31 protein-coding genes are annotated in these 25,917 nt (G+C 57.7%); 13 read left to right on the plus strand and 18 right to left on the minus strand.

Going from position 1 to position 25,917, the window contains the following annotated elements; genetic code table 11:
• Position 1 precedes the first annotated feature (1 nt).
• The 8 genes from FHT76_RS00580 to FHT76_RS00615 form a co-directional block, all read right to left on the minus strand.
• Positions 2 to 532 (minus strand): hypothetical protein, encoded by a 531-nt coding sequence (locus FHT76_RS00580; RefSeq protein ID WP_259183573.1) that lies wholly within the window; start codon positions 530 to 532, stop codon positions 2 to 4.
• Positions 533 to 622: 90 nt separating this feature from the next.
• A complete protein-coding gene (locus tag FHT76_RS00585) occupies positions 623 to 817 on the minus strand; it encodes a hypothetical protein (RefSeq protein ID WP_259183574.1) in 195 nt (64 codons plus the stop codon).
• A 91-nt stretch (positions 818 to 908) separates the two neighbouring features.
• Positions 909 to 2,528: an FMN-binding glutamate synthase family protein gene (locus tag FHT76_RS00590; RefSeq protein ID WP_259183576.1), complete on the minus strand. Its 1,620-nt coding sequence runs from the start codon at positions 2,526 to 2,528 to the stop codon at positions 909 to 911.
• 74 nt (positions 2,529 to 2,602) lie between these two features.
• Complete coding sequence (locus FHT76_RS00595) at positions 2,603 to 3,691, minus strand: hypothetical protein (RefSeq protein ID WP_259183577.1); 1,089 nt, start codon at positions 3,689 to 3,691, stop codon at positions 2,603 to 2,605.
• Positions 3,692 to 3,946: 255 nt separating this feature from the next.
• Entirely contained in the window at positions 3,947 to 4,168 is a 222-nt protein-coding gene (locus FHT76_RS00600; RefSeq protein WP_259183580.1) for a hypothetical protein, read from the minus strand.
• Positions 4,169 to 4,200: 32 nt separating this feature from the next.
• Positions 4,201 to 4,422 (minus strand): hypothetical protein, encoded by a 222-nt coding sequence (locus tag FHT76_RS00605; RefSeq protein WP_259183582.1) that lies wholly within the window; start codon positions 4,420 to 4,422, stop codon positions 4,201 to 4,203.
• A 32-nt stretch (positions 4,423 to 4,454) separates the two neighbouring features.
• The gene (locus FHT76_RS00610; protein WP_259183583.1) at positions 4,455 to 4,733 is read right to left on the minus strand and encodes a hypothetical protein; all 279 of its coding nucleotides are present in this window, start codon (positions 4,731 to 4,733) and stop codon (positions 4,455 to 4,457) included.
• 35 nt (positions 4,734 to 4,768) lie between these two features.
• Positions 4,769 to 5,665 (minus strand): hypothetical protein, encoded by an 897-nt coding sequence (locus FHT76_RS00615; RefSeq protein WP_259183584.1) that lies wholly within the window; start codon positions 5,663 to 5,665, stop codon positions 4,769 to 4,771.
• 261 nt (positions 5,666 to 5,926) lie between these two features.
• On the opposite strand from FHT76_RS00615, the gene FHT76_RS00620 reads away from it, so the two are divergent.
• From FHT76_RS00620 to FHT76_RS00630, 3 genes are all read left to right on the plus strand, one after another.
• Positions 5,927 to 6,307 (plus strand): diacylglycerol kinase, encoded by a 381-nt coding sequence (locus tag FHT76_RS00620; protein WP_259183587.1) that lies wholly within the window; start codon positions 5,927 to 5,929, stop codon positions 6,305 to 6,307.
• Positions 6,308 to 6,461: 154 nt separating this feature from the next.
• Positions 6,462 to 6,776, plus strand: coding sequence for a hypothetical protein (locus FHT76_RS00625; protein ID WP_259183588.1), 315 nt, complete (start codon positions 6,462 to 6,464; stop codon positions 6,774 to 6,776).
• A 114-nt stretch (positions 6,777 to 6,890) separates the two neighbouring features.
• Positions 6,891 to 7,955: a hypothetical protein gene (locus tag FHT76_RS00630; RefSeq protein WP_259183589.1), complete on the plus strand. Its 1,065-nt coding sequence runs from the start codon at positions 6,891 to 6,893 to the stop codon at positions 7,953 to 7,955.
• Here the strand turns inward: FHT76_RS00630 and FHT76_RS00635 are convergent.
• Positions 7,943 to 8,659 (minus strand): hypothetical protein, encoded by a 717-nt coding sequence (locus FHT76_RS00635; protein WP_259183590.1) that lies wholly within the window; start codon positions 8,657 to 8,659, stop codon positions 7,943 to 7,945. The two genes, FHT76_RS00630 and FHT76_RS00635, sit on opposite strands and share 13 nt — an antisense overlap.
• A gap of 305 nt (positions 8,660 to 8,964) precedes the next feature.
• On the opposite strand from FHT76_RS00635, the gene FHT76_RS00640 reads away from it, so the two are divergent.
• Complete coding sequence (locus tag FHT76_RS00640) at positions 8,965 to 9,318, plus strand: hypothetical protein (protein ID WP_259183593.1); 354 nt, start codon at positions 8,965 to 8,967, stop codon at positions 9,316 to 9,318.
• A gap of 141 nt (positions 9,319 to 9,459) precedes the next feature.
• Positions 9,460 to 9,786 (plus strand): Grx4 family monothiol glutaredoxin, encoded by a 327-nt coding sequence (grxD, locus tag FHT76_RS00645; protein WP_259183594.1) that lies wholly within the window; start codon positions 9,460 to 9,462, stop codon positions 9,784 to 9,786.
• A gap of 72 nt (positions 9,787 to 9,858) precedes the next feature.
• Here grxD and FHT76_RS00650 read toward each other — a convergent pair whose 3' ends face one another.
• Together FHT76_RS00650 and FHT76_RS00655 are read right to left on the minus strand one after the other, a co-directional pair.
• Positions 9,859 to 11,175, minus strand: a complete 1,317-nt coding sequence (locus FHT76_RS00650; protein ID WP_259183595.1) for a type II toxin-antitoxin system HipA family toxin — start codon at positions 11,173 to 11,175, stop codon at positions 9,859 to 9,861.
• Positions 11,175 to 11,594, minus strand: a complete 420-nt coding sequence (locus tag FHT76_RS00655; protein ID WP_259183596.1) for a helix-turn-helix domain-containing protein — start codon at positions 11,592 to 11,594, stop codon at positions 11,175 to 11,177. Before FHT76_RS00655 ends, FHT76_RS00650 begins: the two co-directional genes overlap by 1 nt.
• Positions 11,595 to 12,144: 550 nt before the next feature.
• Between FHT76_RS00655 and FHT76_RS00660 the strand changes: the two genes are divergently transcribed.
• Positions 12,145 to 12,972, plus strand: a complete 828-nt coding sequence (locus FHT76_RS00660) for a hypothetical protein (protein ID WP_259183597.1) — start codon at positions 12,145 to 12,147, stop codon at positions 12,970 to 12,972.
• 69 nt (positions 12,973 to 13,041) lie between these two features.
• Here the strand turns inward: FHT76_RS00660 and FHT76_RS00665 are convergent, their stop codons facing one another.
• Entirely contained in the window at positions 13,042 to 13,485 is a 444-nt protein-coding gene (locus FHT76_RS00665) for a PRC-barrel domain-containing protein (RefSeq protein WP_259183598.1), read from the minus strand.
• A 201-nt stretch (positions 13,486 to 13,686) separates the two neighbouring features.
• Between FHT76_RS00665 and FHT76_RS00670 the strand changes: the two genes are divergently transcribed.
• The 7 genes from FHT76_RS00670 (at position 13,687) to FHT76_RS00700 (ending at position 18,678) form a co-directional block, all read left to right on the plus strand.
• On the plus strand, positions 13,687 to 14,166 hold the full coding sequence (locus tag FHT76_RS00670; protein WP_259183599.1) for a GNAT family N-acetyltransferase: 480 nt from the start codon (positions 13,687 to 13,689) through the stop codon (positions 14,164 to 14,166).
• Positions 14,166 to 14,480, plus strand: coding sequence for a hypothetical protein (locus tag FHT76_RS00675; protein WP_259183600.1), 315 nt, complete (start codon positions 14,166 to 14,168; stop codon positions 14,478 to 14,480). Before FHT76_RS00670 ends, FHT76_RS00675 begins: the two co-directional genes overlap by 1 nt.
• Positions 14,481 to 14,923: 443 nt before the next feature.
• Positions 14,924 to 15,892 (plus strand): hypothetical protein, encoded by a 969-nt coding sequence (locus FHT76_RS00680; protein ID WP_259183601.1) that lies wholly within the window; start codon positions 14,924 to 14,926, stop codon positions 15,890 to 15,892.
• Positions 15,893 to 16,031: 139 nt separating this feature from the next.
• The gene (locus FHT76_RS00685) at positions 16,032 to 17,084 is read left to right on the plus strand and encodes a hypothetical protein (RefSeq protein ID WP_259183602.1); all 1,053 of its coding nucleotides are present in this window, start codon (positions 16,032 to 16,034) and stop codon (positions 17,082 to 17,084) included.
• A gap of 49 nt (positions 17,085 to 17,133) precedes the next feature.
• Positions 17,134 to 17,358: a hypothetical protein gene (locus FHT76_RS00690; protein WP_259183603.1), complete on the plus strand. Its 225-nt coding sequence runs from the start codon at positions 17,134 to 17,136 to the stop codon at positions 17,356 to 17,358.
• A 141-nt stretch (positions 17,359 to 17,499) separates the two neighbouring features.
• Complete coding sequence (locus tag FHT76_RS00695) at positions 17,500 to 18,354, plus strand: hypothetical protein (RefSeq protein WP_259183604.1); 855 nt, start codon at positions 17,500 to 17,502, stop codon at positions 18,352 to 18,354.
• Between the two features lie 69 nt (positions 18,355 to 18,423).
• Entirely contained in the window at positions 18,424 to 18,678 is a 255-nt protein-coding gene (locus FHT76_RS00700; RefSeq protein WP_259183605.1) for a hypothetical protein, read from the plus strand.
• A gap of 341 nt (positions 18,679 to 19,019) precedes the next feature.
• Here the strand turns inward: FHT76_RS00700 and FHT76_RS00705 are convergent, their stop codons facing one another.
• The 6 genes from FHT76_RS00705 to FHT76_RS00730 form a co-directional block, all read right to left on the minus strand.
• A complete protein-coding gene (locus FHT76_RS00705) occupies positions 19,020 to 20,846 on the minus strand; it encodes a glyoxalase superfamily protein (RefSeq protein WP_259183606.1) in 1,827 nt (608 codons plus the stop codon).
• Positions 20,847 to 21,048: 202 nt separating this feature from the next.
• A complete protein-coding gene (locus FHT76_RS00710; protein ID WP_259183607.1) occupies positions 21,049 to 22,245 on the minus strand; it encodes a hypothetical protein in 1,197 nt (398 codons plus the stop codon).
• 113 nt (positions 22,246 to 22,358) lie between these two features.
• On the minus strand, positions 22,359 to 23,171 hold the full coding sequence (locus FHT76_RS00715; protein ID WP_259183608.1) for a hypothetical protein: 813 nt from the start codon (positions 23,169 to 23,171) through the stop codon (positions 22,359 to 22,361).
• Positions 23,172 to 23,175: 4 nt separating this feature from the next.
• Positions 23,176 to 23,625, minus strand: a complete 450-nt coding sequence (locus FHT76_RS00720) for a hypothetical protein (protein WP_259183609.1) — start codon at positions 23,623 to 23,625, stop codon at positions 23,176 to 23,178.
• An 82-nt stretch (positions 23,626 to 23,707) separates the two neighbouring features.
• Positions 23,708 to 24,427, minus strand: coding sequence for a PcfJ domain-containing protein (locus FHT76_RS00725; RefSeq protein WP_259183610.1), 720 nt, complete (start codon positions 24,425 to 24,427; stop codon positions 23,708 to 23,710).
• 385 nt (positions 24,428 to 24,812) lie between these two features.
• Positions 24,813 to 25,799, minus strand: a complete 987-nt coding sequence (locus FHT76_RS00730; RefSeq protein WP_259183611.1) for a PcfJ domain-containing protein — start codon at positions 25,797 to 25,799, stop codon at positions 24,813 to 24,815.
• Positions 25,800 to 25,917 lie beyond the last annotated feature (118 nt).

The following is a 25,917-nucleotide window of genomic DNA, read 5'->3' on the forward strand; positions in this document are numbered from 1 at the left end:
ACTAACCCTCCGCCTGCTCTTCCCTCATGGCCAATTCGCGGTGACCGTCGTCGGTCAACTCGAGGTCCGCGACGTAATAGCCCAACGCCGTGGTGATTTCATCGGAAATCCTGTTCACGGAGTTGCCGAGCATTCCGAGCGCGCGCTGGGCGATCTTGATGTCGTCGAGGGTCAGCAGCTTGTGCGGAACGAGCAAAGGCTGCGCAGCGAGATAGCCGTCCCTCCGGTTCTCGTAATGGATACGGATGACGTGGGAGCCGTCGGGATCGGGTTCCATGGCCGACTGCCGCAGCAGGCCGACGATATAGGCCATCTCGTGGACACGTTCGACGGGAACGACAGGCCAGCCGCCGTCGTTCGGAATTCTCGGCTTGGCCAGCAGTTTCAGAACTGCGTGGACGACGTCGATCTGCTCCGGCGCTTGCCAGCGGTCATATCCATCCAGCTTCTTGAGGTCGACGTCGGCAAGCCTGGCGCTCAGCGCCTTGAGCAGGTCTTCGGTCGAAACGGCGGAAAGGTCGATGTCGGACATGCGTGCGATGGTCTCCGTTAATCGCTGACCTTATTTCACGTCGCACATTTAAAAGGAAGACTCCGATCCCGAAAAAACAAGGCTTCGCGGTCAGTGGAATCCTTCGCTCCGGCCGCGATAGGATATTTCGATGTGCCATCCGCCTTCCGGAAATTCCCGAAGGTCGAAATTTTCTCCCATCTCGGCGAACATCCGCAGCTTCCCAACCGTCTGCTCCGCATCGCGCTTGTCGGAATAGACCGAATGGTTGCCGTTTACGCCTACCGTTGTCACCGTGCCATACATTCTGGTTTCCTCGCCACTCTGGCATTGTGTGGATTGCTCCACGATTGATCGAAATCGGTGCCCTACAGGCGATCCGTCATCCAGTTCGCGCCTAATGAACGGCATCGAAGCTTGCCGCCTGTGCCATCCGCCAAGACGATGCATACAGTTCGTCCTCGACGGCTCCGTTCAGGAGCGCGCCGTTGTCGACGTAGGTCAGCAACTGCGAGAACAGCTTGAAATTCCCGCCGCCAGTTCGCCTCGCTAGGTGATGCGGCCTGATTTCCGACGGATGGGAGATGCCAGACGCGGCAATCAGGTCGGCCAGGGCATGCATCGTGTTGCCATGGAAGCTGGCGACACGTTCGCCTTTGGTCGGAACGACGATCGCCTTCTGCCGAAGCGGGTCCTGCGTGGCGATCCCCGTCGGACACTTGTTGGTGTGGCAGCTCTGCGACTGGATGCATCCGAGCGCGAACATGAAGCCGCGGGCCGAGTTGACCCAGTCAGCGCCGATGGCAAGCGCGCAGACGACGTCGAAGGCAGACACGATCTTGCCGGCGACACCGATGCGGATGCGCTCCCTGAGGCCTGCCCCGACGAGCGTGTTGTGAACGAGCAAGAGGGCGTCGCGCATCGGAACCCCGACGTGATCGGCGAACTCCACCGGTGCCGCGCCCGTGCCGCCTTCCGAGCCGTCCACGACCACGGAGTCAGGTATGATCCCCGTTTCCAGCATCGCCTTGACGATGGCCATGAACTCCCATGGCTGGCCGATCGCCAGCTTGAAGCCGACGGGTTTTCCGCCCGACAGCTCGCGCAGCGTCTTGAGGAACTGCACCATTTCGAGCGGTGTCGAGAAGCTGCTGTGAGACGACGGAGAGACGCATTCAATACCGACAGGGATGTCGCGGGTATCGGCGATCTCCTTGGTCACCTTTTTGCCCGGCAGAACGCCGCCATGGCCAGGCTTGGCTCCTTGGCTTAGCTTCAACTCGATCATCTTCACCTGCGGGTCGGCAGCCTGCCTGGCGAATTTCTCTGGCGAAAAGGTGCCGTCACGGTTGCGACAGCCGAAGTAACCGCTGGCGATCTGCCAGATCAGGTCGCCGCCGTGTTCGCGGTGATATGGGCTGATGCTGCCTTCGCCCGTGTCCTGCGCGAAGCCGCCGATCTTGGCACCCTTGTTCAAGGCCCTGACGGCGTTTGCGCTCAAAGCGCCGAAGCTCATCGCCGAGATGTTGAAGACCGACCCTGAGTACGGCTGCCGACACTGGTCGTTGCCGATGGTGATGCGAAAAGAAGACGGGTCCGGGACCGGAACCGGTCGGGCCGAATGGCCCATGAACTCGTATCCGCTGAGATAGGTGTCGAGGATCGTGCCGAACGGGCGCTGGTCGGGCTCGTTCTTGGCGCGGGCATAGACGAGCGCGCGCTGGGTCCTCGAGAACGGCAGCTGCTCGAAATCGGTTTCGAACAGGTACTGGCGAAGTTCAGGGCGGACCGCCTCGATCATGAAGCGGGCGTGGCCGAGAACCGGGTAGTTGCGGGTGATCGAATGCTTGCTTTGGAAGAGGTCGAAGACACCGATGGCGGAAAGGAGCGCCGACACGATGAACACGACGATCCCGACCGCGTCTCCGATGAAGAAAGCCGACCCCACGGCGGCGATGACACAGGCCGCGAAGAACGCGTAGCGGCTGAGGATCGAGATTTTGAAGATGGCAGACACGGGCACTCCAGATGATGTCTTGGCGGCGGCATGGCGACCGCCGATCGGGAAAGATTAAATCAGAATTTAAGACGTCACTTCACGCGCAGGAGGCGCTTGATCAGTGATCGGCGTGGATAGTCGCGTTGGCGGCGGGACTTTACGTCGCCCGTGAAGACCTTCCCCGCCACGGTGAATGTCTCTTCGATGATCGCCTCGTTCGCGACCCAGAGGTCTCCGCCGAAGCTGCACCCTAGACCGACCTTGGTCAGGCGACCGCAATGGAAACTGACGTTCCCGTCGACGACCAATCCGTCTCCGATGGCTTCCAGCGCCTCGTCGACCCACACGAGATCGCCTTTGACATGAAGCCGAGGCGGGCTGACGCGCACCCCGGTGCGTCCGCCGTGAATGTTGAGATACCCGGCGACCGTGACACCGTCCGGCCAGTTCGTCAGGTCCGCGTATTTTCCGAGCAGGTCCACGTCGCCATTGATCGTCGTGCCCGCAGGAATTTCAGTCAGCCTGTGGAAAGCCCCGTCGGCCGCCAAAACCAGCCCCGAAACGGCGGTCGCCGTAATCATGGGGAGCTGGTTGTCCACGACGTAGGCGGTCACGAGGTCTTCGGCGGCGGGGCGGTTCCCGGGCGCGGTAAACATGGCTCCCCAAACGATGCCCGCAACCGTCTGCCCGACGGCGATCAGTTCTCCATCAGCCGACCTTGCCGTCCAGTATTCGGAAGGCCCTTTTGACGAGAACTTCACAGCCGAGCGAATTTCGCTCGCAAACGAGACCTTTCTGTAGGCGATCTCCCTGGCGATGGCCTCAGGGGTCGCGAGACGAAAGATTTTTCCGACGCCCGCAATTTCGTAAATAGCCTCTTCATCTTCCTCGACAAACGACGGGACGAAAGACATCGGACGCAGCCTCTTTTCTTTCGAGACCGTCGCGATCAAATCCAGGATGTTATTGCAGTGTCGGAAAGGATTGCCCCAGATGGAAGCCCGCGAGCGGACAGCCCGTGAGAACCATCCCGTCAGGGACGCGACGCAGTCTTCAATCTGTCCTTGGAAATCGTGTTCGTCTTCCAGTTCTCTGATCTTGCCGATGTTTCCGACCGTTGCATCCACCACCTCTTTCGACGATGTCCGCGAGCTGATGACGGATTTCCAGTGGTCGTGCATGACGGCTCCATGTTGGGGCGAAACGTTAAATAGATGGTGGGCGAAACGCTAAGTAGGTGGTGGGCGAAACGTTAAGTAGATGGTGGGCCAGGTGTTAAGTGGATGTCCAGCGAAATGGTCGCCAGGCGCGGCACGGAATGCCTGTTGCACCCGCGCGGCACGCCCATCGAAACTTGGGCAAAGTGTCAATAAAAATGCGGTGAAAGCAGCAATAGACCCGCGGTGAAAGTGGCAATAGCCGCGACAACTACTGCGTCATTCGTCGCCGTCTCCATCGTCTTCGGTATCTGCCGCTGCGTCTTCGGCGAGTTCCTTCTTGATCTCAACGACCTTTCTCGACCATCGCTCGACGTATCGCTCGAGAACGGCGACCCGATGTTCGTCTTCAAATCCGTCGCCCGAAAACAAGGCGGCATCGATTTCGTTAAAAGCGTTGTCGAGATATTCAACGCCGGTGTTCCACTGGTCTTTAGCCATGGGGGTGGTGCCTTTCTGCTGTTTGTCCGTGCCTATTCGGCGACTTGGATCGAGGCGATTAGGGCATCGATCTGCTCGCGCTTTATGCGCAAGTCGTCCTTCGTCCTTGCGACGACGCCCTCTTGCACGAGATCGACCACGAAGCCCATGTCGATGTCTTTCTGCGCGAAGACGGCAATCACACGATCGGTATCGACCACGTCGTTGTCGTCCGCCGCATCACGAAATATCTCGGCGGCCAAAAGAAGCGTCATTCTTTTCTCGTTCAAAGCAGCTTCGTCCACGGTCACGCCCCCTTTAGCGTGGACAGGAAAGCTTCGAGGCGCTCGTTGTTGATCCGCACCTCGTTGCCGACCTTTTCGACCGCTCCGGCGATCAGGAGGATTTCCTCCATCAGGTCCACCACGAAATTGTAATCGAGGTCGCTCTCGGAGAAGACGTCGGCCACCTGATCCATGTTGACGAGGCCATCGTCTCCGACTGCCGCTTGGAATTCCTTAGCTGCTTCGCCAAGCTTCCGGATAACTTCGCTGCTCGAAACCTTGAGGGTAATTTCAGACATCATTCTTCCTTGCTGTTGGCCACGATCACGGGCCGTTTTCAGACAGTCGGCGACGCGATCCCGCGCGGTGCGACAGGAACGTCTGCGAGATGCTCTGGAATAGCGAAACGGAGCGCGGTCGGAATGAATTCCAGCGCCGCAATCAGATACGGCCGATCGATTTCCGCCAACAGCGCCGCTTCGTGTTCGTATGCCAGCCGACGCTTCTCCTCGACGGCGCTCAGGTCGGCGATGACCTCCGCGACCCGTTCCTGAGCCTCGGCGCACTGCTTTGCGGCGGTGTCGAGCTTGCCCTTGTTGATCCAAGACATGAAGTCGATGGGGAAGTCCGCGAAATCAAGCACGAGGTCGAGGAAATCGTCTGGTTCTTCCGCGTCGAGTTTCTGCCCTCTGTCCGGCATGGCCTCGCAAAGCGCCTCGATCGCGGCTTTTGCCTCGGTGAGCTTGGACTTCGCGTTCGATGTCTTCATATGCGACATGGCCGAGATCGCCTTGTTGCTGGTGAAGGCATCCATCATTTCCATGGAGGAGGCCGATTTGCATGCATCTGTCGCTTCTTCGATCTTCGTGCTTGCGACACGGGCGACGGCGAGAACCTGCTCCACGTCCTGAAGGACCTTGAGTGACCGGCCGCGTTCCGCGTCCTGGATGGAGCGTCGTGAAGCGACGTCGGCATCTTCCGCGATCTCGGACATCGCGAGGTCATGCAGCCTCTCGGCGACCTGACGCTCAGTGTCGGCCTTGACGCTCTCGAATTCCTCGCGCGCCTTGCGTTCGTTCTCTTCCGCATCCGTCTCGGACACGAAATCCACAAACCTGGCGATCAGCGATGCCTTGCGCCGATCCTTGTCGGACTGAAGGCGTTGAGCAGCGAGGCTAAGGGCGACTTCCGCCGTGCTGTACCTGTCGGAGATTTCGCTGAAGGTTTCCGTCATGGCGTCTTTCAATCTCGCGTCTGGGCGTCGGAGAATTGGTGTCCGCTTACGCCCGTTGAGTTCTTGGATTAAATATAGACCCCAAATCTTCCTGTCAACAAATTCTGCTCTGGGGCGAAGCGATAAAACTTGGTCTGCGGCATCACTCATGCCCATAGGTTAATTTTCGGATTTGGTGAACCACAGCAAACTAGGTTTGACCGGCGGTTGCCTGTAGACGACATGTTGACGCGAGACGAAAACCGCAGAAGACTTCAGTTCATGACAAAGAACACAAAACCCAAACGAACTGGAATTGCGCACCTCGTCGGAGCGGCCCGCTACTCCTTTCAGGGGCTTCGCCGCCTTTCCAGCGAGACCGCGTTCAGGCACGAGGCTTTCGTGGCCTGCGCGCTGGTCAGCGCCATGATCGCCGTTCGCGTCGGACTGACGGACTTCTTCCTCGGCTTCGCCCTTCTTCTTGGTATCTTCGCTGCCGAGGCGATGAACACGGCCGTCGAGGAGATCGCCGACCTCGTTTCGCCGGAATATTCGGTCGCCGTGAAGAACGCCAAGGACCTCGGCTCGCTGATGGTCGCCCTGTCGATCCTCGCCGCCTACGGCTTCTGCGGCGCGGTGATCGCAGCACGTCTTCTTGGCTGACGTGTCGGGTGTGGCCGGATCGCGCCTTGCGTGCGGCGCATATCAGCCCTGATCGCAGCTCGGTTGAGTCCGGCTGGTCCAAACGTTAATTAGTAGGCACTTATTTCAACGGCCCGATGTGTGTAAAGAACCCGTCGCAGGCCTCGGAGAGTTCATGCAGAGCATCGCGATCGCAGACAACCAGCTGGAATCCGTAGAGGCCGGCACAAAGACGATCGTCATTCGTCTTGGGTATTGCAGCATCCAGCTCGGTCCCCTTCACGTTCGGTCAGTATCTGGCTTCTGGCCCACGGCCAACGTCAACGTACTGGCTATCGACCGCAAGCCGATCTCGTCACTGACGACGGAGGAGCTGCGCCAGAACGGTTATGCCGACCCGAAGAACATGGTCGAAATGCTGAAATCCATGCATCCATGCGTGTCCACCGACACCGAGGCGACCGTTATCCGCTGGGAGCGCCAAGCTTAGTCTGACGATCGACTTCCTGTTACCCTTTCCAGAGCCGCCGTGTCTCCTTGGCTCGGTGTTTGCCGGTTGCCATCCAGTGGCCTATAAATAGCGCCATCGACCAGGTGACAATCAATGACCGATATCCTTTCCCGCTGGGAAGTCCGCAACAACAAATGGATGGCGGCGTCCGCTTCGGGCAGCCGACGGCACTTCATAGAAGCGGTCGACGACGGCTGGCAGCTTTGGACGAGGAACCCCGGAGTTACGTTCTACTGGTTCTCCAGGTCGATCGACGAGCTGGAAGCCATAGTCGAAAAAACCGATGCTCAGTGGGTCGAGTACGACGTGGCGAAGGCCAAACGGTCCGCAACGATCACGACCGAACTCGCCGGTCTCAAGGCGACTGCACGCTATGACCGAGGACAATTTGACGTCCGCCTTTGGAGTGGCGACGAACGGCGGGTGGTCGGGACCTATTTCGGCGGAATCAACAACCCGCTTGCTACCTTCGTCCTTGACGAGTTGACCATTCAGGGGACACGCCATCTCGACGAGAGTCTTCGTGGTTGCGGCATTGGAGCTGGCCTCATCGATCTCGCCGAAAAGGTTTCCGACCTGAGGGCGGTTCCTCACGGTTTTATGGGGACGGATGGCTCGACCAGCGACGACGCATGGAAATCCTGGCAATCCCGCAAGCTCCGCCAGCCGGTTCCCGGCATGGAGGGCAGGGCCGACATCGACGCAAGGGCAGCGATGCTACCCGAGATGGCGGCGCGACGCGCCCTCAAGTTCCACTCGGACGACTACGACCGTGGACTGCTCCTCGCCAGGGAACTGGGCCTCGGACTGACAACGGTTTCGTTCGGATCGCAGCCCGCCTGTTTCTTCCCGAGCTTCAACGATGTCGCCTACTCGTTTCCGACACGGGCAGACGGATCGATTGTCAGTGGCGCAGGATGTGACGACCTCAACGCCGCGATCTCGAACAATTTTCTGCTCGACGTCAGCGACAAGCGCCTGGAAGACGCGGAGCTCGGCTTCATCGAAGCCGAAAACATCGACGCGGAAATCGGGAGGCGAGAGACACCGGGCTTCTACCGTCCACTGACGATCGATCCCGTAATGGTCGAACTCGTCAGGGAGCGGGAGGCAAGGAGACCACGGGCGGCGGCAACGTCGGCCGCCTACGGCCTGTAGTTTTCGGCCGTCGTGAAGGAATCAAACCGAAGCCGCGGAAACGCATCCAACTCCCGACGCGCCTTGGCGATGTTGACCGCCTTTGGCTTGCCGTCGGCGATGGCCTTGTCGATGCGCTCGGCTTTGATCGACGTCTCGTCAAACACGTACGCGAAGGCCGAGAGTTCGAAGTCGTCCGGTTCCTCGCCATTCTCGAGCAGTTGCGCTTCCCAGTGAGCCATCCGTCTGTTGATGTGGTTCTCGACCTGACTGAAGCTGTCCACGCATGGCAGACCGAGAGCGAAGAACCCGTCTCCGAGGTCGGAAATGACGACCTCGCTGCGCGGACCGGGGGCGATGGCTCTGATGAACGCGCTACGGTGCTTTTCGGCCCCCTCCACGTCTGACCGCGCCTCGACGCCCTCCAGACTTGCGAGATAGACGACGCATACACCACAGTACCAGCGCTTGCGAGCTTCGGCCTTGCAAAGCATCGCGCCCGAGAAAGCGGAAAGGTCGGCAAGGCTGCTGACAGGTGTGATCTGGGCTTCGGCGGCCGACAGCCCAGGCATACTCTTGAGCGCGTGCATCATCGCATCGCCCTTCATCCCGAAGACGGAAGCGATGTCGTTGTAGATGTCGCCGAGCTTGATTTCCCGGTTTGTGCGCGCGCTCAAAGCCTTGGCAAGCTGACGCATGCGCTCGTGATCGAATTCGAAGGTCATGGATATCCCTCACTGGCCCTTCCGGCTGTCCTCGTCATCCGGCATGGCCCAAGGGGTTCATGACGACATCGTTGAATTCAATACCAGGTTTAGGATGCCCGTGAGGGCGAGGACTCCCGAAGGCTGCTGGCGGCCCGCGAAGAAACAGTGCGCAGACGTGGTCCCTTCCGTCAACAAAAAAAGAAGTCTCCGATCCTCAAATCAGAGTGCGTCGACGGCTATGACGCGTAGAACCCATATTGTTGACGACGCCCGTTTTTCGGCGAACCATTGGATGTGAGCAAACCTTGAAATGGAAAGCACAAATGTCTGAAACGTTCGCGGTGAAAATCAACGGTGGCCCGGAACAGCAGCTGACGTGCCGTAGCAGCTACTACCAAGAAGCCGCGGTCGCCGCAATCGCAATGCTGGACTTCGAGCGCAAAGAAGACGAGAACGACGTGCAGTTCGTGGAAATCTGGCTGCCTGACTTCGAGGAGCGAACCTACTACATCATTTTCATCGACGAGTATGGCAAACTGGTTGTGAAAAACGCTTTCGGCCTATCCCAGGAGAAGTACGAAAACCTCAAGAAGCACGACAACGGCCGCTACACGCGACTGGAACTGGGTTTCTCGGTTCTGGATACTGAAGGCGGAGAGCAGGTTCTGTTCTACTGATCTTGCGCCGTAATCTGTCGTCTCCAACCGTCTTGTACGCAAGATCGCGACGGCGCGCCGAGGTCGACACATAATTCGACGATTGCGTCAATCGGAGCGGTCGGTCATCATCTTTCCTAATAATCCTGAGGAGAAATGCCAATGTCAGACATCCAAACTGTGATCGACGCCGACGTGAAGTCGAATGACGTCATCCTTTACATGAAGGGCGAACCTGATTTTCCGCAGTGCGGCTTCTCCGCCCAGGTTGTTCAGGTACTGTCGTATCTCGGCGTCGTATATAAGAGCGTCGACGTTCTTTCCGATCCCGATGTCCGCCAAGGCATCAAGGAATATTCGAACTGGCCGACGATCCCGCAGCTGTACGTCAAGGCAGAGTTCATCGGCGGCTGCGACATCATCCGCGAGATGTTCCAAGCCGGAGAACTCAAGGCGCTCTTCATCGACAAGGGACTTCTGGCGGCCTGACAGCCTCAATCATAAGCGGCCAATACGACTGAGCGATTGCCAAACAGACGCTCTCGGGCATCGTCAGCGTCTTCACCCGGTCGTCAAGCCATGGAGCTTGGCAACGTTAGGCGTCTTGAGCGCTATGGCGCGATCCATCTGCGGGTTTTCGAATGCCGGAGCGACGAAGCGGATGTCCTTCCCAGGCATCTGTAAGCGTCCCGCGATCTGTCGCCAACTGTCCTTGATGGTAGCCGCCATCTCCGAGATAACCCCCATGGCCTCGTCCTTTACGATCCCGAAATACGGTGCTGCATCGATCAACTGGTCGATGTCGAGTTCGGTACCGTGGATTTCAGAGATTGCGGTCTTGAGGGTAGTGCCGCGTTCTGGGACGGGGTTGACGTCGAATGCTGGCGACAGCCTCCACCGCCCCCCGCCGCCATAGAGGAAGCCCAGGTTGCGGAGATGGTCGTCGGTATTCTGGATCAGGATGTTGAAGGCCAAGCGCCTGAAAAGCTCCTGCGTGTCGCTCGTGGCATCTGCCGACCATTCCATCATCTGGAAGGCGATGTCGGCATAGTTTCCGGGTTCCGCACCCGGAAGATTCATGAAGGTCTGCGCAGAGATGAACGGAATGCGGATGCCTTCCTCCGCTCGGTCGAAGCGCCTGACGATGGCGATCGGGTATTTCTGCGAACTCGGAATGACCTTGGCTTCCGCGGTCTCGATGCCCACAGCCCGTGCAAGCGTCAGCGCAAGCACCTCGGCATGTGCCACGGAATACTGGTCGTCGAACTTCGCCAACTTGACGATCCACAGCGAACCGTCCTCGTCGATCGCGTTGATCTTGGGACGCGCACCGCCGAGGGAGCCGACTGCCCCTTTGAGAAGATCGCCGCCGAGCATGTTGGCCCGCTTTTCCCTGTAGCGCGCCGGATCGAGTTCGAAGGCCCTGGCCTCGATGATGAGCGCGTCGAGGTCGATCAGCCTTGGAACGGAGTGCAGCCCGGGCTTCAGGATCGGCGGCGCGACCGGAGGAGCTGCCTCATCTCGGCTCTCATAGTAGCGAAGGGCACCGGAACGAAGGTCGTCGGACGACTGGAGCAGGAAGTCCAGATCGGTACACGAACGCCCTCCCAGGTGCGCCTTGATGATGGCACGGCCCCATGAGTCCGGAGTGCCGTCGGAGATGGGCGGCGGCAGGGAGGAGCCGTCCTCCTTGTTGAAATAGTACGGGCTCTGGTCGAGGCGCATCCCAGGCGACAGGGCGAATGCCTGCGGATGTTCGAGCCAACTCCGGTCGTACTGGAAGACCGATGTTTCCCGTGCGCCATCGGTGCTGACGATCATCTCCCCGACCGGGGTCGCGGCGCGGCCAATGCGTACGAAAATCTGCTTCTTGGCCATCAGAACCCCTTGAACTTGGTTTCGGGACGCGGTGTCGGAGCGACTTCCTCAGCATCCTCCTCGACTTGGTGGACTGGCATCGCTACGCGCGGCTTGCTGATGCGCCTCGGTGCCTGCTCCCGCATCTGCATCATCGTGATATGGTCATTCGCCGCGTCTGCGATGTTCGCCAATGCGTCCAGCCGGCCGATCGCGTGAAGAGCCATAGCCAATGTATTTAAGGAGATTCCCGGATCGCCGGTCTCCAGACGGTGTAAGGTGGCGCGGGAGATGCCGATGCGCTTTGCGAAGTCCTCGGCGGCAATCCTTCGCACCCGACGCGCATGGGAAATGTCAGCGCCGATCTTGGCAATCGCCCGATCGACCTTCGGATGGACGATGCCGCCCTTCGTGGTTTTTACACCGTTGTCACCGTCCATGTCTTTTATCCGATACGTAACGCTGCCTTGTGTCTCGTTTATAATACATAACTGAGCATGACGCAAGCGATCACATTATTACGTCTTGTATATAAGACGTTCTAGCCTTTTCCGTATTATATACGAGACATAGCGGACATCCTCAGCGTCCGCCGGCCGACAACGGGCCTTATCGGCCACGCATTTCGAATTCTCTTCTCCGCCCAGCTTTTCTGATCTCGGCCGCCGCAATATTTCGCCATAAAAACATGAACTCCCGTCTAAATAGGTCAGGTGAGTTCATGTTTCCCCCGATACATCCATCATATTTTGTCCACAATTTTTACGAGCTGTTAACCATGCCTGTAGGAGATAGCTGCAGGGCGACAGGAAAGACAGTTGTAGCGTGCGTAAGCGATCCAAATTCATCTTCGAGTTCTGCATTGGTTTAGCTTCGGAGACCACTAATGCCGATCGCGTCGTGTTGACCCAGAAAATTCTGCCGTAAGCGCAGACCCTGAAGGAAAAACCCAGGAGATCAGGAAGTCCTGGGACAAGCGAGGTACACGAAATGCCGGACAGCAATCCAAAACTCACCCAGCAACTGCGCAGCACCCGGGACGCTCTTCTGGTCAATCGGACCGACATGATTCAGCGGATGCAGGCGCTTCAGGCCGAACTAGACATGAACGCGACCCAGATCGAGTCCACCGACAACGTTATGCTCATGTTCAACCCCGAGCATGTGGCTTTGGATGTTCGCTCCAATGCCGATGCCGCCCCGATGTTAGTGATTGGCAGACGCCCACTGCAACTGGCGTCGTCCGTGGCGGAAGTCGCCGTCGCGCAGCCGGCCGCCGAAGCGGAACAGAAAGCCTCTGCCAAGCCTAAAGCCGCAACCAAGGCAAAGAAGACTATCCTCGACAAGAAGCTCACCGTAAAGGAACAGATCGCCGCCGTTGACGCCGCGCTTGGTGCCAAGGCGGAACGGGACCCGGCGAGCCAGGCGATTTCCGACTACTTCAGAAAGTCGAAGCGCAACGACACCATCCTCAAGATACTCGAGAGCAAGAACGAACCGGTCAACGCCGCGACCGTGGCAAAGGACTATAGGGCTCTCTACCCTCTGCCGGACGACAGCGCGGAGATGAAATCCCTCCATACTTCACGGGTTGCCGCGGCGCTTCACTACATCAAGGATCGCGGCCAGGCAATGCGAATCGCCGACGAGCGACAGAACGGCAAGGGCGCGGAAAACGTCCGCTGGGAGCTGTCCAAGAGCTATCGCAGCGAACTGCGCAAGGCGAGGACCGGCGGACGTTCCAAGTCGAACGCTCAATCCCTGCACGGCGCTGAGCCGATGGCCGATGACACCAAGATTGCCGTAGGCGCACACTGAACGAAGGTTCGGGAGGCCGCGCTAATCACGCGGTCTCCCTGAGTTGAAATAATTCACAACCGCAATGGCCTACTTGGACAGTTTGTCGTAGTCGAGCTTGGGCGCGTTGCTCAGGTCCTCCTTGGTGGTGTCCACATGCGCCTTCCAAGTACCGTCGGCGTTGGACAGCGAGACCGACGAAGGATCGAGAACGACGTAGCTCGTTCCCACTCCGAGGAAACCACCGACGCTCGCCACGATCCCGACGACCGCCTTGCCGTCGGCGATCGCGATATCGGAAATCTCGCCGATCTCTTCGTTTTGGGCGTTATAGATGTCGGTTCCGATGAGCCGCGAAGAAAGAAGATCGCCGCTCTGGATGCTCACGTATCTCACCGGCATCACGGGCGCAGCGCCAGCGGTTACACCAGGACCTGAGAGGGTTGCATCCGCGCCTGGAGCGGCCTCGGATTGAGCGAACACCGTCGCCGCCGAGAGGGAAAGTGCGAGCACGGAAATAGCTAGAGTTTTCATTTTTCTCTTCTCCTGCTTTCTGTTTCTCGTCAGAATTAACTGACATGAGTTCAATGTCCGAGGTCTACAATTGTTCCGACCGCCGGCGCGTCCCCAGGGATATCGGCCCGCCCTTCAGGTTGACATTTATTGGCTTGGTAATTAAAGAACTCGATTGAAAGCCGCCGCGGCGACACGCGCTGTTCCTCAACGGGTGCACCAATGATCACGTATCGCATTTCCAAGAAGCTGACCGATTGCTACCGCTCCTTCGAGCTGACCTCGGGATTGGATCGGTTTTATCCAGACTTCAACGACTGGTACTGGAACAAGGTCGTTCCATCGACTGTTCTTGGCGACAGCGAGATCATCCTCGCCGAAGAACACGATCAGATCGTCGGCGTCGCGCTGGTCAAACGGGGAGAAAAGCCCAAACTGCGCTGCCTGCGCGTGCGGACCGAGTATTCAAGCAAGGGGATCGGCGTCCATCTCATCGACAGGTCGCTGAGACAACTCGATTGCGACAAGCCGATGGTCACGGTGCCGGAGGAGAAGATCAACGAGCTGTCTCGGATCATGGTCAACCGCTTTAGCTTCAACCTGATGCATGTCGACAAGGGCCTATATCGTCCCGGCATGCTCGAGTACGTCTTCAACGACACCGACGATCAGCGGCTCAAGTCGGCGTACGGCGAACACTGATGGCGGCGCTGCCTGTGTTAGAAATTCTCGCCACTATCAAGCCCCTGACGGCGCTTGCCATCATGGCGTCGGTGATCGTTTCGGACGGTCTCCATGCTCTCTACACCGAAGCAATCGGCCGAGGCAGAGATGCGGCCGCAGCTACCGTCGGTGCGGCGATCTATGTCTTCACCGCGTTCGCCGTCGTCCAATATACGCAGAACAACGCCTACCTTGCCTTCGTCGTTATCGGGAGCTGGATCGGAACGTACGGTAGCTTGAAGGTCCAGCGTTGGTGCCGAATTCGACGAGAAAGACGATCTGGAAACCACTGATTTACATTCCGATGCGTACGCGTTCATCAGCAACGCGAGCGAAGACTTACATCCTCATCCCGCTAGGCTGCGCCGAAGGCTTGCCATCGTCGTAGCCGGCCTTGGTTGCCGCGAGCGCGGTGTTGAGCTTTTGCATCATCTCAAATCCCTGATGTGAACTGGTTCATTTTTGCGCCGTGATCGCAAGTGACCAGGCCGACGCTCGGCGGGATCGAGCCGAAATGACCGACCAGGCCCGCGCCTCACCTATACTTTGCTCCGCGTTGACAGCCCAGTTCCTCTCCGGTATGCCAATTGGCACGGGCAATCGATCGCCCAGCACTCCCCGCCGCGAGGCAAGCTGAAGATCGATAGGGAATTTCAGTATTCGACCGACCAATCGGTGGCACTGGAGTGGGGAGACCGGAAGACGTCTTGTCCGCCACCATTCTCTGGAGGTTCGAATGCCTGCGTTCTTCGTAAACCAACAATCCGTCAAGTCTCTCGCGAAATCCGTGCGCGCGGCCTTTGGCAGCGACGTGAAACACATGCGCGTGCTCAAGATCATCTGCGCCGCCCTTGGTTGGCAACCTGATGCCCTTCTGAACAAACTGAATAGATATGCACTAGACGGCCGCGATCCCGAGCCGGCGATCATCGCTCCGAATGGCTTCGCCTCTCGCCTAGCATCCAGTTTGGGAGCGGAATACGGCAAGCCGATCTCCGCCAACGATGTCGAAGCCCTTATCAGCGGGGTGCCACGCGACCACATGGTTCCGTCAGGAAGCCAAATCGTCGAGGCTGGTACGGGCGACGTTGCGTTCTTCCATCTGTTGTTCCTGCTGGAATACGACCGGGAGATGCGTACGCCCCGTCCTCTGGCAGGCCTCGATCCGGATAATCCTCACCACCAACTGGCGGCGGCGTTGGCATCCATCGAGCGCGGCGACAACCAGTGGGGACCGTCGCTCCACAAGGCATTCTCTAGGACGCCAAAGCTGCTCATCGACCTTCTTCGGTTGGGATTTCCGATCTTCGGGGAGATGGGACAGATGTCGGAAACGTCCAAGGTCGGGATGTCGTGGATCGCCAAACGGATGGGCTTCGAGTTCGACCTCGGCCTTTCACCCCACGAGGCCCACGTCGTCAACAGCGTCATGGGTCCGACGTTGTCTGCCGACACGCTACGATCGATGGCGATCGGCGAATTGCGCCGGGTCGATCTCAAGGGCAGGGCGTTCCGACTGGTGGAGGAGCTGGCCATTCTTCCGACGGACATCACGGATGTCGCGAAAATCCGCAAGGACATGCCGGCCGATCGATATCTCGAATTCTTCGGCGAAGAAAAGCCCGATCTTGACCGCAAGTCGAGGCTGGCTGGGCTTGCCGAGAGGAAGATCGCACAGGCCAAGGCGCAAGGCCTTATGCGCTAGGTCACGGCCGTTCCGTCAAATAGAAGGCACTCGATCGGCTTCGCGTGGCTTCCCAATCTAAGCAAGGCACAGGTCAATTTGAGTGATGCAGGCGGCCGTGCTACCTAATCCTTATCCTTTCCCCCTTGAGAACAGACCAATGCCGCAGCTTCCTTATTATCATCCCACAAGGCACCCGTTGCTCGTAGAAGGCCTTAACGGTCGCATGCGTCGTGTGAGCCAAGAAATCATGAGAGATGGTTTGCGAACCTACTCCAACCTTCAGTCAGAGGCAGCTACGAAAAATTACCTTCGTTCTCAACTCGAAAAGCGTATGGGAAACTTCAACAAGACGGCGGTCGAGAATTTCAATCACGTCACGGACGTACTTGGCAAAAATGGAAACAACATATTCGATGTATCTCAACTCGCGAGATTCTTCTCCAACACCGAAGTGGACGATATCGAGGTAGACAACATAGATTCCCCTTTTCCAGCGTTTTACCTCCATTTTGGTGCGAGCGCCAATCTCAACATTTCGTCTCGCCCGGGGCTTTACATCGAAGGTGCCTATGTTGTGCCTTCAGAGATCGACGGTAGCACGCCGACGCGCGAACTGGTCTTCTGCTGCAACTACATCGATCCAGGGCCAGCAGCGAACGTCGCCGAACTTGTTGGTGCGCAAAGCTGGATAGCGAGAGCCCCACTCATTTCCGGATTCACAGTGAGCGAAAGCATTGAGCTCATCGATGGACTTAACGGTAGATCAGAGATAGCCAATGACGACCAGCTCGTGACAAACGCCCTTCGAATTGCCGTGAACTCACTTCTTTATATCAGCACTCCGAAGGCCGATGTTGAGGTCGGTTTCGAACCGGAAGCGCCCCGAGGCTACGTCGAAAAAATCGCCAGAGGCGACACGAAGATGGCGGACTTGCTCCAACGCCGAGGGTTCAAGTCTGTGCGTCTTTACGGACGCAATATTTCTGCCGAACTCGCCCTCCACGAGTCTTCATCAAGAAACGTTGAACCGCACTACAGACGAGGTCACTGGCGGAGAGTGGCGCACGGGGTTGGTAGAACGGAGCGTCATTGGCACTGGATCGCACCCGTCATTGTCAACGGAAAGTTGGGTCTCCCAGCTCGCGACGGGACAATCTATGAGTTGCCAGACGAACCCGCCCGCCCCGCAGCTCCCTCCTTCAAGATGTGACACCAAGTCAATTCGCCGTTTAAGCAAATACCTGACGAGAAGCCTACGCATGACCAACCCAATGCACTACTCTGTTGTTGGCGACTTGAACCTGAGTTTCTGGTCGGTGAGGGACGGTATCCAGTGGCATACGTGGGCGCTTTCGGTGATGGACGAAGAGCACCCCATCAACCAAATACTCCAGCATGGGAAAAATCCACGCGATTACTACGACGAGGAAACCGTCGCAGTAATCGATAGCAAACTGGCGGAACTCGCTGCCGATAATCCCTGAATCCGATTCCGCTGGCCGATAATGGGTATTACCGGCCATGGAGGCGTCGGGATGGATGTCACCCTTCGAAGAGTGACGACGGCCTGTTGTCCTTTGCTCTCCCGAGGTTAAAAGATGACCTCCAGAAACTGGAGAAATCTCATGGAATTCGGCTACGGTCACACAACCGCGCTTGTTGTATCGGAAGGCGTGGCCTCCATCGTCCGCATGCGGAAAGATCGAGGCGTCGGATATACGCTTTGGCTTCCCCGGGATGTCCAGAACTTTCACGACCACCAGAAAGAGCTGGACCTTTATCAGCACGGAAGCGAAGACGGACGCTTCCTCCAAGTCGTCCATGTCGTAGCGACGGCGGCGCGTGCGGCCGATCTACCTTCTCCCGAGACTGTTGTCATTCCAGATTCCCGCGCAATCGAGCAGGCCGTTCCCGGCATCCAGCTGGAAATCGATGCCGCGCGGCTTTCCAAGCAGATGAAAGATTACCTCGGCCTTCTCCTGCAAAGCCACAATCGAGTAACCGCCGCCGTGCCGTTCATGGCCGAAGCCGGCAATGACAGCGCCATGGCCATCAAGTTGGCGGTTCGCAAGATGGCGGCCTGGGAGACAACGCTGTTCTTCGGCATGGAATCCGTTGTCAAGGAAACGATACGAGTAAACGTTCGCGGCGATGACGCGGGAGGCGCTAGGGCCGCCGGTTTCGCGGCAAGGGTTCAGGAAGCCGTTCGCCCGGATCGACCGGAACCCGCACCCGTCGTCGCCACGGCACCCACTCAGGACGATGACAGCGTTGAAAAGTGCAAGGCCGACCTTCTAGCGCTGCTTGCCGAGACCACGCGGAAGCTTGGCGATATTGATCGCCGGCTCATCGACCTTGGTCCGGTGCCGGCCTGGAGGGACACGCTGAACGAGGTTTGGGAAGCGGCCATGCAGGGAAGTCGCGCGATCGACTACATGCCCGACGAACCTCGCAACGACACCCCCAGAAGGCGTCGCTGATCTCTCGGTCTTTGGTTGCGCCGTCGTAATCCTGGCGGCACAATTGATGATGCAACTGGAGGATTTATCGTGACTTCACTTCTCAGCATCATCCCAAGCAAAGGCCTCGCGCGGATGTGTCCTGCCAAGGGCGGCCGAATCCTCGGCCCTCTCGGTCTCATCGGATTGTCCGTCGTAGGGGTCAATGTGGCGATCAACATGATTATCGGCACCACCGAGCTGTCTCCGACGCATAATCTGCTTCTCCTCGCTTCAGTCGCCGCCGTAATCTATTCTGTCCAATGCAATCCAAAGGGATCGCCTAAGTCGCCGCTGGCGCTGTAAGGAATCGAATCCGCGCCGTTCGCATTGCGCCAGCGAACCGCGGCGCTTTGGGTAGATGATAGTTACTCCAGACGCCAGCAATCGTTTTGCTGGCGTCTGGAGTCCTACTACTATCCGGCGTGTCTCCTGATCCATGCCGAAACGTCCGCCTTCGCCGATCCACCGTAGATATCGGCGAGCATGTCCTTCGCAGACGTGATGACGGGCATGCTGCTGACAGTTCATGCCCGTGCTTCGATACGAGCATCGCCTTGTCGTAGGTCCGGTCATAGATTTGCGTGAAGGACGCCTTGATGATCGTCGGTCCGAGCCGGAGGTTTCCTACGCCGCGCTCCACGATGTCACCTGGCAGACAACGAAGCGATCTCCTTGGCCAGCTTCTCAATCACATGCGTTCGCATTTCGTCTACGACCGAGCGTGGCAGCCCCTTGATGTCGTGGCCGTGCAATCGCAGTTCGACCTCCGTTCCCGCAGAGCCACCCGGAAACCGCTTGCCGAGAGCGCGGCGCGCTGCCAACAATCCGATTTCTTCCGCGACCATCGTCCTGACGAGGATGTCGTCCGGATTGGTGATGGAAGCCCAAAGTCCTTCCGGACCGATAGCCATCGTCACAAAATGGGGGTCTGGTTTGGTAAAATTCTTGACTGTAACCGCGAACGGCAAACCATCCCTGCCAGGACCTGTAAGCCGTCTTTCACACGCATCCAACCATGCCGACGAAAGGCCGTAGGCAGAAGCCTTGCTCGCCTCGCTCTTGCTGCCCACACCCAGAAAGAACGTGCGCGAAACGAGTTCCTCAGTGCGCTTTGACAGACCGAGATATCCCTGCGTGGACAGCCGAATATCCGGCTGTCGTTTGCGTCTATCCTCGATATCCAGTTCGATCTGCCTTATCGCCACCCCGCTTAGTCTGTGAACGTCGTCATAGACAAGCAGCCCCCTGTCGCGGCCGCCCTGTCTGGTGTGCCACCTGCTTGCGTGATGGCCGCGGTAAAGTTTAGGAACCGCTTCGATCTCCGACCACATGAAAAACTGGTGTCCGGCGAACGCCTGTCGGGCAAGGAGAAACGCCAGTCCCAGGTCTCGGGCGCTTCCTCCTCTTTTGGAAAACTCGGAGATGTCGACGGCCAGGATGGCTTCGCTCCCGGCAATGACGTCCGTCTCTTCCGACAGGATCGGAAAACTGTGGATGTGCCGGATGACAGCTGCCTCGAGTCCGGAAACGAAATCCCTGTCGTAATTTCCGACGTCGACAAGCATTGGAAGAAAGTCGGCGAGCTTCGGGACCGCGAACCGCTGAGCCATGGCGGCGTGCTGGATATGACGCGCCTCGAAAAAGGAATCCGCTATTCCCCACCATGTCTGGGTATTTGCATCGGGGGGCAAAAGAGCCTTGATATCGCGGTCGAGTTCCGACGACATGCCTTGCTTATATGGTCGCGGACTGGAGCCTGCTGTCTTTCCCGCCAAACGCGCGTATACGTCGTCGACAGCCGCTAGCGAAATTTGATGGAACTCGTGATACCGCGGGTCACCGTCAGGTAGGTCTAGGATGGCCATGATGAACGTGGCGAGCGCCTGTCGCTGCGCGGCTGGGGGTTTTCTCAACCCAAGGGGAGTGTCGAAAATATTGACCGACTGGCTGCGATTGGCATGAAGCCTTACGTGTTTGACCCGATGTCTCGATTTACGAGATACCAGTTCCTGCACCCTATCGATAAAAGCGTGCGACACGCCCTCGATATCGATCGTCGTAATCCGCGGAAGGCTGGACCGGCTGTATTCCAGGTGTTGCTCCAACCTTTGCAGATCGAGGGCCTGTGCAAACGACGCCTTTCCTTTACCAAGCGGACCGAAGATGAGTTCAAAACCCCATTCCTCACTCTCCGGAAGCTCCCACGGTTTGCCGTCGTCGTCGAGAAAAACTGCACGACCCGCAGTCACCGAAGTATCCAGCGGCGATCCAAAATCAGTGTGTGCCGTCGATGACGACAGACTGGCTTTCATCGTCGGCCAGTTCCTGAAGCCACATGATGTCGCCAGCATTTCGTAGGCGTGGGTGAGGGGGATATCGTGACCCAGTTCCTTGAGGCGGGTCTTCATTGCCTGTGCGCGCCGCTTGGCTGCGTCTCCGTCGCGCGGGTTCTCGTTCCCGAGAGTCGTCATAACCGTCTCCTTTGGGCGCTATGGCTGTTGTAAGGACCCCCGTTACTCGTTCTGCCTACGCCTGCTGATGGAGCTTTGGTTAAGGAAGACTTCATCCGTTTTTCCATGTCCTCTCGGACGGGGGTGGATGGCACGGTTACCATTGTCAATGAGAACACAGCCACACAGGCGGATCAATACCTTGCCGGCCGTCAGTTTCAGATCACGTACCCAGCCTGAAAATATGAACCGGCCGATTGTCGAACATTTCCAGAGTCTCCGCTAGAAAACGCTTTCGAAGCGGCTTTTCGAATCCTCCCCAGGCGAACCCCGGAAACCATTTCCGGTCGAACCGGGAAGCCAGATTCGTGACGTCGTAAATGTAGTCTTCAGGTCGCCCTATGGTTCTGAAAGCCGGATTGAACTTCACGGCCTCGTCGTAAGCGGCGTCGACCATGCTTCTCTCGGCATCCGTTGTCGCAAGCTTTCCTTTGCTTCCAGACAGAACGCATGTTTTGCAGTGGATTGCGAGCATCTGCGCCTGCCGCCATGCGCGGTAGCTTTCGTGGTCGAAAGCGAAATCACTAGCACGATCGACCTCTACTGGACACCGGAGGTCCACGACGTCTTTGCCTTCCACATATCTGGTGGCGTATTGCATGGCGGCATCGAAGCGATCCAACGGGAAAAATTGATCGAGCATCGTGTCGCTGGGCATGGTCGGCATGAGGTCGTGAAAGATGTACGCCTTGTCCACGAAACTCACCTTCAGGCACGGCAGACCGCATTCCAGCCATATCTCGTTGCCGACCACCAAGACTCTGGAGGCAAGGGCGGCATAGGCAGCCTCTGCCCCAGCGAGATCGTCTGCGCGGTAGGCCGAGAGTGTATGCCGCCATGTGTGGAACGGCGGGAAGGTGTCGTCGATCCACGTGACCCACTGGAATCCGCTTCTCTTGCCGTCTCCAACAGAAGACGAGCGACCTTGGCTTATTTCAGAGTAGAGCAGGGCAAGCGGATGCTGTCGGACAGGGGTCCCGATTTTGGCAATGCCGTCCTCGTGGTAGTCGTAATGATCTCCCCCGGCTGGCCTGCCGTGATACAGAAAGCGTTCCTCGGCCTGATCCTTGCGACAGAAAAAGGTGTAATGCTTTCCTTCGAATTTCCTGATGTCGAACGGGACGGTGCGCTCCGTTGTGGCGATAGGCGATTCCGTCCTGGAGTTCTCGTAATAGCCGAACTTCGTATCCCAGTCCTCCTGGAGATAGCCATGTCGTGTCGTCAGTACGACCGGAGCCTCCGATGGATGAACTTGCGTGACGTCGCACGAAAGATCGTAGGTCGCGTGGATGTATTTCTCCGCGCGGCACCCATATGGCACGCCCCTCAGCGAAAACGGGAATCTTATCTGGATTTGCATAACAGCCTTGCTTTGACGGACTTCAGTCAATGATCCCTGTCAGATCAGGCTGGGTCAATGCCCCGCCGTCCTCCAGCCGTCACCTGACAACCTACCTTCAAACCTCCATCCCTTCACATATCGATCGGGCAACCCGAGACCCAACGTGTTGTGATGGCGCTGAATTTCTCCCCATCGACCCGCGTAGTGATCTCGTAGTTGAGCGAAGAAGAGAGATGGGCCTTCAATAGCTCGTGCGGATACGGGGTGTCTCTTTCCTCTTCAGGGGCCGCAGTTCCCTCCATCATGCGAGCGTAATGTGTGCGGGAACAGATCGCGACGACAAGCCTTGTCTTCGCCAGCTCGATGGCTTTCATGAAATCGGATTGCTTCCGAAGAGGTTCCCCCATGTAAAGATAGTTCTGGCCGAAACTGCGAATGTGAGACATGTCGTCGTTCCCCTTGGTCGCGGGGTAAAACACAACTTCCCCGTCCGATCCGGCGCAGCCACACAGCGACTTGAATTCCAGTTCTTTCTCGAAGACGACGCCGACCCCTCCGTGGTTCGCAACCCACCCCTTCAAGAGCGCTCCAGCAAGGACGCTTTTGCCAGTTCCGTCGTTACCAGTGACGAGCACAAGTCCTTTTCCACGGCCTCCTAGCTCCAGCAATTCGTCGGCAACCTCAGCGGACACCGAGTGTAGCTGGTCGATCGACGGATGCAGTGCGCCGAAAGTCAACTCGTGGTCATCCAGCCGGCTCCTCGGTCGCTCTTTGACCACCGCTCCCCCAAGTTCTAGCGTAAGCATCAACGGATCGCTCGGGCACCCGAGAGAACTGGCAACCAGATCGAGCGCATCCATATACGAAACCTCGACCCCGAACTTCGCGCCGATGTTCTCGCTCAGCCTTTCCACGAAATTCTTGGTGACGATCGGGTTTTCCATGCCTTCACTCCTTCGCAGCGCCCGCGCCGACGGACAGCGGGACCAGTTTCCAGACCTGATCGATTTCTGAGACTGGGACTGGCCGTCCCTCGAGATAGTAGTAGTGTTTCGATGGCCTCAATAGCGTCCCGATATACCCCGCCCGTCTGGCGACGTATTGCTGAGGGATGTCGAACAGGTTCTCGGAAGCTTGAGCCACCTCTACCTCTGACACCTTGATTTCGACCAGCGTCGACGGCTTTCCTACGACCACATCGACATAGGCGTCGTAGAGTTTTTCGGCCTCGTCTTCCGTGCAAGCATAGAACGCCTTCTCGATCTCCTTCACGGCCTCCGTTCGGTTTCCGGAGCGGACCAGCTTTACGATGCTATCCGCTTCGGAACTGCTCGGCCCCGGGTAGCTGCAAATCTCGGCAATCGAGCGTGCTGTGGAACCCGTCTGGGTCTTTGTCATCGTCTTCTTCCTTAGTTCAGCGAAGAGGCGTTTCCGCCCCCGAAATCGATGGCCGATAACTATGCTTATCGGCCACAGAGCCTCAGGCCCACTTGTACCGGGGTCGCTCTGTCATGAAATTGAGGAGATAATCCGTATCCCCTCCATAATAGCCCCAGATATCCAGAAGCCTGTGCGCGGCCGCTGCATGGACTTCCTTTGGCCTCGAGTTTGCCTTGCCGCGCGCCTGGACGACTTCTCCGTTGACGATCTCGATCGTCATGTGCGGCCATCCCTTTCGGTCCCTCAGCGAGAGCATGAGGGACCGTTTCTCGGAAAGCCGTCTGTCGTAAGCACCGTGGCCGACACAGTGCCGCATCGCATTGCTCTCGTTGTCGAGCGCAGCTGGTGTCTTCATATGCACGATATAGAATTCTCCGCCTTCGTCGGCGAAGTCTTCTTCGTCCTCCTTTCCCATCCTCTGCCGCTCGTGGACAAGCAACCGCTTCATTTGCTTGTCGGCCTCAGCGTGCATTGCCTCGAGACTTCCAAATTTCATGAGCTTTTTCGGTATTCCCTTGTCGTTGAGATTGGAAATCCACGGCGCGCCGCTATTCAGAGAGGACTCGATCCAGTCCACGACATGATCGACTGCTTCCTCGTCCTGACGCCTAAACCAGTTCAGGTCCTTCCGGCTCTCCTTCAGCGCGATGCGCCCGATCGATGCGTTGACCAATGGCGTAAGTGCGTCGTTTGACTGGTATCTGTGCCGAAATCGAAGCCTGTCTACGAACCATTTGGCCACATACACAGGATCGCCCATCAAATCCATATTGTGAAGCCTTCGGATAGCGTCACCGTCAAACCTGGAATGATCCAATAGCGTAACCGCCTCCACCGGGCGGTTGTCCATTACCCATAGATGGTAGGCCATCGAAACGAACTGGGATTGAACATGCCCGCGCGTTTCGTGCGCTAGATTGATGATCCTGCAACACAATTCATCCACACGAAATTGGGAGCAAAAGAGAGAACCCGTTTGCTCGACGAACTCGTCGCGCGAAGAGGACATAGGCAATTCATCCTGAAAATCGTCGATCGGCAACAAAAAATCGAACAGCGCGGATGGTCCCTTCTTGACTAGCGCTTCGATCAGCAAAGGATCGTTGAGGTATTTTCTCTCGTACACTGGAACGCTTTCATCCTGTTCAGAAGATATGAATGTTTTGCTGCGCATCCCGCATGTTCGGGTCCCGATATTCGACGGGCTCGCCATACCAGATGGCATGTCTATTGACCTCATCTGAGGCCGAGGAAAACTCGATCCCGAGGGGTTCAAGGAGCGCCAACGCGGCATCCCTGTATTCCAGCTTCGGAGTGCTGTTTGCCTTGCCAAGGAACTGCACGATCTTGAGGTTTCTAACCTGAATGGTGACGTGCGGCCGATTGGATTTGTCCCTGAGCGACAGAAGCAGGTGATCCTTGTGGCCGAGATAACGATCATACGCCCCCTGTCCGACGCAATGGCGCATCGCGTCACTTTCGCGGTCGAGCGCGGCCGGCGTCGTCAGCTGGACGATTCTGTATTCTCCGTCGCCGCTCGCGAAAACCGGTTCCTCCGCGACCATCGCGACTGGCTGCGCGACGAGCTTCCGTTTCATTTGCTTTTCTGCTTCCGCATGCATTGCAGCCAGGCTTCCAAACTTCATCAGCTTTTTGACGCGGCCCCGCTCATCGAGGTTCGAAAGCCAAGCTTCTTCGCTTGCGACAGCACTGGCGATCCAGTCGGCGATATGACTGATGTCACTCCAGCTTTGCTTCTCGCGCCATCCAATATCCCGCCTGAGTTCTTTCAGGGCGATCCGTCCGATCGAGATTTCGACCAACTCCCTGAGACGATGACCAAAGCCTCGGCCGCGCACGATACTTTTGACGACTTGGTTGGCTACGTACGCGGGGTCGAGCCTCAGAGCTTTGAGGTGCTTTCTGCGAATCGTGTCCAGGTCGAAGGAACCAGACTCGATTTGTCTGATCGCCTCATCTGGTTCATTGTCCACCATCCCCACGTAATGCGCCATGAACGCGAAGAGGCGACTTACGGATTCCTCCATATTGGGGAACGCAGGATCGCGACCGATGGCCTCTCTTGCACCAGAGAACCACATGGTAAAGATCGCCTCATGTAAGGCGGTCATCCTGAGTGACGGTCCGTACAAGTGGCGGAGGCGATCCGAAAACACCGTCCTGATGCGTGCCTCCAAATCGATGGGGAAATCCCTTCGAAGCTCGTCCGCGGGCCGCAAAAAATCGAAG

This window comes from Rhizobium sp. BK176, assembly GCF_024808055.1.

What these genes read in the sequence shown, in the direction of transcription:
- FHT76_RS00580 (WP_259183573.1), bottom strand. Translation starts at nt 532, where the DNA reads ATGTCCGACATCGACCTTTCCGCCGTTTCGACCGAAGACCTGCTCAAG.
- FHT76_RS00585 (WP_259183574.1), bottom strand. Translation starts at nt 817, where the DNA reads ATGTATGGCACGGTGACAACGGTAGGCGTAAACGGCAACCATTCGGTC.
- FHT76_RS00595 (WP_259183577.1), bottom strand. Translation starts at nt 3,691, where the DNA reads ATGCACGACCACTGGAAATCCGTCATCAGCTCGCGGACATCGTCGAAA.
- FHT76_RS00600 (WP_259183580.1), bottom strand. Translation starts at nt 4,168, where the DNA reads ATGGCTAAAGACCAGTGGAACACCGGCGTTGAATATCTCGACAACGCT.
- FHT76_RS00605 (WP_259183582.1), bottom strand. Translation starts at nt 4,422, where the DNA reads ATGACGCTTCTTTTGGCCGCCGAGATATTTCGTGATGCGGCGGACGAC.
- FHT76_RS00610 (WP_259183583.1), bottom strand. Translation starts at nt 4,733, where the DNA reads ATGATGTCTGAAATTACCCTCAAGGTTTCGAGCAGCGAAGTTATCCGG.
- FHT76_RS00615 (WP_259183584.1), bottom strand. Translation starts at nt 5,665, where the DNA reads ATGACGGAAACCTTCAGCGAAATCTCCGACAGGTACAGCACGGCGGAA.
- FHT76_RS00620 (WP_259183587.1), top strand. Translation starts at nt 5,927, where the DNA reads ATGACAAAGAACACAAAACCCAAACGAACTGGAATTGCGCACCTCGTC.
- FHT76_RS00625 (WP_259183588.1), top strand. Translation starts at nt 6,462, where the DNA reads ATGCAGAGCATCGCGATCGCAGACAACCAGCTGGAATCCGTAGAGGCC.
- FHT76_RS00630 (WP_259183589.1), top strand. Translation starts at nt 6,891, where the DNA reads ATGACCGATATCCTTTCCCGCTGGGAAGTCCGCAACAACAAATGGATG.
- FHT76_RS00635 (WP_259183590.1), bottom strand. Translation starts at nt 8,659, where the DNA reads ATGACCTTCGAATTCGATCACGAGCGCATGCGTCAGCTTGCCAAGGCT.
- FHT76_RS00640 (WP_259183593.1), top strand. Translation starts at nt 8,965, where the DNA reads ATGTCTGAAACGTTCGCGGTGAAAATCAACGGTGGCCCGGAACAGCAG.
- grxD (WP_259183594.1), top strand. Translation starts at nt 9,460, where the DNA reads ATGTCAGACATCCAAACTGTGATCGACGCCGACGTGAAGTCGAATGAC.
- FHT76_RS00650 (WP_259183595.1), bottom strand. Translation starts at nt 11,175, where the DNA reads ATGGCCAAGAAGCAGATTTTCGTACGCATTGGCCGCGCCGCGACCCCG.
- FHT76_RS00655 (WP_259183596.1), bottom strand. Translation starts at nt 11,594, where the DNA reads ATGGACGGTGACAACGGTGTAAAAACCACGAAGGGCGGCATCGTCCAT.
- FHT76_RS00660 (WP_259183597.1), top strand. Translation starts at nt 12,145, where the DNA reads ATGCCGGACAGCAATCCAAAACTCACCCAGCAACTGCGCAGCACCCGG.
- FHT76_RS00665 (WP_259183598.1), bottom strand. Translation starts at nt 13,485, where the DNA reads ATGAAAACTCTAGCTATTTCCGTGCTCGCACTTTCCCTCTCGGCGGCG.
- FHT76_RS00670 (WP_259183599.1), top strand. Translation starts at nt 13,687, where the DNA reads ATGATCACGTATCGCATTTCCAAGAAGCTGACCGATTGCTACCGCTCC.
- FHT76_RS00675 (WP_259183600.1), top strand. Translation starts at nt 14,166, where the DNA reads ATGGCGGCGCTGCCTGTGTTAGAAATTCTCGCCACTATCAAGCCCCTG.
- FHT76_RS00680 (WP_259183601.1), top strand. Translation starts at nt 14,924, where the DNA reads ATGCCTGCGTTCTTCGTAAACCAACAATCCGTCAAGTCTCTCGCGAAA.
- FHT76_RS00685 (WP_259183602.1), top strand. Translation starts at nt 16,032, where the DNA reads ATGCCGCAGCTTCCTTATTATCATCCCACAAGGCACCCGTTGCTCGTA.
- FHT76_RS00690 (WP_259183603.1), top strand. Translation starts at nt 17,134, where the DNA reads ATGACCAACCCAATGCACTACTCTGTTGTTGGCGACTTGAACCTGAGT.
- FHT76_RS00695 (WP_259183604.1), top strand. Translation starts at nt 17,500, where the DNA reads ATGGAATTCGGCTACGGTCACACAACCGCGCTTGTTGTATCGGAAGGC.
- FHT76_RS00705 (WP_259183606.1), bottom strand. Translation starts at nt 20,846, where the DNA reads ATGACGACTCTCGGGAACGAGAACCCGCGCGACGGAGACGCAGCCAAG.
- FHT76_RS00710 (WP_259183607.1), bottom strand. Translation starts at nt 22,245, where the DNA reads ATGCAAATCCAGATAAGATTCCCGTTTTCGCTGAGGGGCGTGCCATAT.
- FHT76_RS00715 (WP_259183608.1), bottom strand. Translation starts at nt 23,171, where the DNA reads ATGGAAAACCCGATCGTCACCAAGAATTTCGTGGAAAGGCTGAGCGAG.
- FHT76_RS00720 (WP_259183609.1), bottom strand. Translation starts at nt 23,625, where the DNA reads ATGACAAAGACCCAGACGGGTTCCACAGCACGCTCGATTGCCGAGATT.
- FHT76_RS00725 (WP_259183610.1), bottom strand. Translation starts at nt 24,427, where the DNA reads ATGGGCGATCCTGTGTATGTGGCCAAATGGTTCGTAGACAGGCTTCGA.
- FHT76_RS00730 (WP_259183611.1), bottom strand. Translation starts at nt 25,799, where the DNA reads ATGACCGCCTTACATGAGGCGATCTTTACCATGTGGTTCTCTGGTGCA.